Here is a 3,844-nt window from a genome sequence, read left to right as displayed (position 1 = left end):
ATGGATGTATAAATACAATTATCAACGTCCAAACATGGCATTGGGCGGCATTACCCCGAAACAGCGACTGGCCATGGTTGCTTAATGAATCCTACTTCTGGGTTCGGTTAAATAAGGGGGGATTACCGCTGAGGTGCTTACCTATCAAGACCAAATATTAGCGACCTGGAAGAGTCCTAAGGAAAGCTATCGCTTAGATAGCAAGCGCCTAGAACAAGAGCATCCCGAACTCATCCCCCAATACCAAGTTCCCATTCAAAATTCAAGAAGACTCGTCATTAAAGAGCTAACTAATCAATTGGAAAAAACATGCTAAAAATACCTAAAACTTCCAAGATAAAAGCCAATCCCAGTCCCAATCCATTAGGTAAACGCACCCACTCTTTAAAAGAGTTGGTACAGCGAGATTTTGTAGCGGCTACAAAAGAGTGCAAAGACAATCTTGCCCCAGTATTTAATCTGGTCAATATTCAAGAAGACTTAATAGAGGATGACGTGAACAAAGGCAGCCCCTCCCCTAAGCTACTAAGCGCGAATGAAGATTCATCCAAAAACCCGCAGGCGATAGCGCAAGAAGGCCTTACTTTACCTATTAAGCTCTTAAACGACCTGATTAAAAAAGAAGTGGGCAAGGCTGCCAAAGTTCTAGAGCTTGAAGAGACCGAATTACAAGCATGGATTGATTTGCAGGTAATGACGCCTAAACAAACGCTATTGGCCTTACTTCGAATTGCTATAGAGCATCACTTAGACCCCCTCAAAGAAGAGGTGACCCTAGCTTTATACGAAGATACCCATTGGCAAGCCTATATTACTGTTGAGGGTTACTGTAAGATCCTCAATAGCCACCCTGCTTTTGATGGGATCACCTTTAAAGAATCGCCGCAATTAAGTAATGATATCCCTCTGTGGATGGAATGCACCATCTACCGCAAAGATCGGAGTATGCCTACCATCATTCGAGAATACTTTGAAGAAGTAAAGGGTGAGCAGACCATCTGGCAAAAGATGCCTAGGAGAATGCTAAGACATCGTGTAATGCAGCAGTGTGCGAGATTATCTTTTGGATAGGGAAAAGAAGAATAATTAGTTTAAAGGACTAATGAATTGCGATCACTACTTTGAAAGCGAGCAATCAATAGCTGGCATAGATACCCACAACTTAAGAGCTCTGCAAGAAAAAGTAAATATGTCCCAGACACCAATGCAAGCGGCCAAATAGGAGCAACAGCATAGTAATCTAAGGCAGAAATTACTGAGGCTCTTGAGATGGCTAATAATAAAAGAGTAGTAACGATATAGTTAAATGAATTTGGGCGTCGATATGCTAACCAGGTCATTGGTAAGAATAAGACCCAAGCCCAATGGACAAATATGGAATATGCTTTTGAACTCCAGTTAAAAAGAACATTTAAAATTCTAGATTTAGATACAAAAAATTGACTCATCTCTTGATGGGCTTTAGCTTCTGTAGCATTTAAATCACGACCTAGCTGGGAATCAAATAATTTACCCCCAAGTTGAGCCCTCATATTGGGTACGCTATTTAAATCATAATAAGAGTTAAATAGATTTAACGATGTAGGCGTTGGAGTTGCCATAACATAAATTGAGCGCTTTAAATTATGTAAAAAAATATCCCAAGGAATACCATACTCAAAAATATTCCGTGAGAGCATAAAAGGAGGAGGTGCTATACAGGCCATTTTTTTTGCTTTGCAAGCAGTATCAATCTCATTAGCCATACGTCCCATAAACTCTGAAATTTGAGCTGGATTGCGGTAACCAATCTCAAACAGGCCATCCATTAATGCAAATGGAACATTGCCAGGAGGCAAACCAGCTGGGCATGCAGTCTGCTCTATTGCCCCATAACCCAATTCGGATATTGCATTGCAGGTAATATCTGCCCAAAAACGATAAGTCTTCCCAGTTACAAAAGGTCGCAGCTCAGCAGCTGTCGGTGAAATTTGAAACAGTGTTTTCCAATCATCTTGTGAAATATCTTCATTCCAAAGCTTAGGAGAATCAACACGATAAAGAGCAGAAAATCCGCGTTGAAAATTACTTTCTTTAAATATTGTCACAACAATTGCACGATATTTATAGGCATTTAAACTCAGTAAAATACCTTGCAGGGTACACATGATGAGGACTGCGATAGCGAGTTGCTTTGCTAGCCCACGAACATCATCTATTTGAAATGCCCTCCAAAGAAGCAAGCACATCCATAGCCCCAGGGCAGGTGCAATCCAAATACCCTCCTCGCGAGTATTCCAAAAGAAAAATAATGCTCCCCCAAAAATAACAGGGTGAATCCAGAGCCACTTTCCCTTTCGGAGATGATCTACACGATCAAGATACATTAAATAAAGCGAAGAAATAATCAGAAGCAGAAGCGGCAAATAAATCATATCCCTTAAGAGGCGAAATGAAATTAAGCTGTACTGGAATGGATAAAAAATGATAGCGCCATATATCAAAGTCAAAATGATCTTGTTAGGAAATGCTCTATAAATTGCAATAATGAAATAAAGAGCTGAGCTACAAATTAATATTGACTCCAAGATCCGCAATGGAATTTTAAAAAAGATAGATAACGACAGAAAAAATGGGTAGGCAAATCCTTTAATCAAAGTGGTTTGATCAAAAACACCTAGCCACTTTAGATTGGCAATACTCTCTGCCAAACGAAAATACAATAGATCATCATGGGGACCGGGAATAAACTGAAAGGGAATCCAATAGGCGTAGGTAAACTGAATTAACGTTAGAGAGATTATCGCGATGAAAAAGAATTGATTCCTTCCCATTAAATTCGCAATAGAAATATGGCGCATTTATTGATTCGCTTAGGCGATAAATTTGATTTGAGTCATCTATCCAAAGAATCTCTTTAACTTTTGAAAAAAGGTTGGCTTTTCAATTAAACCTTGATCCAATTGATACTCCTGATCTTTCAAACCCATGATTTGAGTCACTACTAATGCATCATTGCCGACGATTACTCTGCGACCCAGTCTATTATCCATTGAATTAGCTTTTCGAATAATGCACATGGAATTTACAAATTCTATAGAGTGGATACACGCCAAATCCTTCTCTGTTAAAAAGCAACCGTAAAAATCATTGAAAGTTTTAAGACGCCCAGTGCGGGACTGCAGATTAGTCCAATGCTCCCAATTAACCAAATCAACAAGCTGCTTAAAAAAGGACATTGATGAGTATTCATAATCAATTCCTCCTTCGAATGGCTTCCAATAGCTACAGTGCAAATCCTCGGCAATAAAAATTCCGCCAGAGGTAAGGCGGGAAAAGTACAGACAAAAGGACCGGATAATATCGCTTGAGCGATGTGATCCGTCATCGATCACTATATCTAGATTTGGGGCCTGTTTGGATATGGCGTTTAGTGAGTCTTCTTGGTTGGCATCCCCAACAAACAAATGAATTTTTGGATTTTCGTATTTCAGTTTGGCGCAGTCAGGGTTGATATCACAACCAATAATAGCGGCCGCTTCAGGGAAAAATGATGCCCAAATTTCCAAAGATCCCCCATTTTGCACTCCTATCTCCAGCATGCTGATAGGCTTACTTCGAATACCCTCAAAAATCCTCTCATATTCCAATAGGTAAGAGCTCCATTTATCGGAAACCTTACCTTGGTGCTCGGCATATAACTGCTCTAAGGTTTTTTTAATCATGGTGGATTCAAACACGAAGTGCAACTTTGAACAACTAAGCCTAGTGGCTAAGGATATCTTAGTATCCATAGCTTCTAGACCAGCAAGTCAAAGTAGCCATGACCTATCAACACCTTAGCCAAGAAGAACGATATCAGATT

Annotated in this window: 4 protein-coding genes; 2 read left to right on the top strand and 2 right to left on the bottom strand. The window is 39.8% G+C overall.

Annotated features, from left to right (window positions below; translation table 11 throughout):
* Positions 1 to 133 precede the first annotated feature (133 nt).
* Positions 134 to 316, top strand: coding sequence for a hypothetical protein (locus LZT22_RS12615; protein ID WP_233925654.1), 183 nt, complete (start codon positions 134 to 136; stop codon positions 314 to 316).
* Positions 310 to 1,071 (top strand): recombinase RecT, encoded by a 762-nt coding sequence (locus tag LZT22_RS12610; protein ID WP_233925653.1) that lies wholly within the window; start codon positions 310 to 312, stop codon positions 1,069 to 1,071. The genes LZT22_RS12615 and LZT22_RS12610 overlap by 7 nt, the downstream gene beginning before the upstream one ends.
* A 20-nt stretch (positions 1,072 to 1,091) precedes the next feature.
* Here LZT22_RS12610 and LZT22_RS12605 read toward each other — a convergent pair whose 3' ends face one another.
* Both LZT22_RS12605 and LZT22_RS12600 read right to left on the bottom strand, forming a co-directional pair.
* A complete protein-coding gene (locus LZT22_RS12605; protein WP_233925652.1) occupies positions 1,092 to 2,840 on the bottom strand; it encodes a hypothetical protein in 1,749 nt (582 codons plus the stop codon).
* A gap of 39 nt (positions 2,841 to 2,879) precedes the next feature.
* The gene (locus tag LZT22_RS12600) at positions 2,880 to 3,704 is read right to left on the bottom strand and encodes a class I SAM-dependent methyltransferase (protein ID WP_233925651.1); all 825 of its coding nucleotides are present in this window, start codon (positions 3,702 to 3,704) and stop codon (positions 2,880 to 2,882) included.
* Between the last annotated feature and the right edge of the window lie 140 nt (positions 3,705 to 3,844).

The organism is Polynucleobacter sp. IMCC 29146 (assembly GCF_021395195.1).
In the GTDB taxonomy this organism is placed as follows: domain Bacteria; phylum Pseudomonadota; class Gammaproteobacteria; order Burkholderiales; family Burkholderiaceae; genus Polynucleobacter.
The sequence above is the reverse complement of the archived record's forward strand: the minus strand, read 5'-3'. Positions and strand labels throughout refer to the sequence as shown.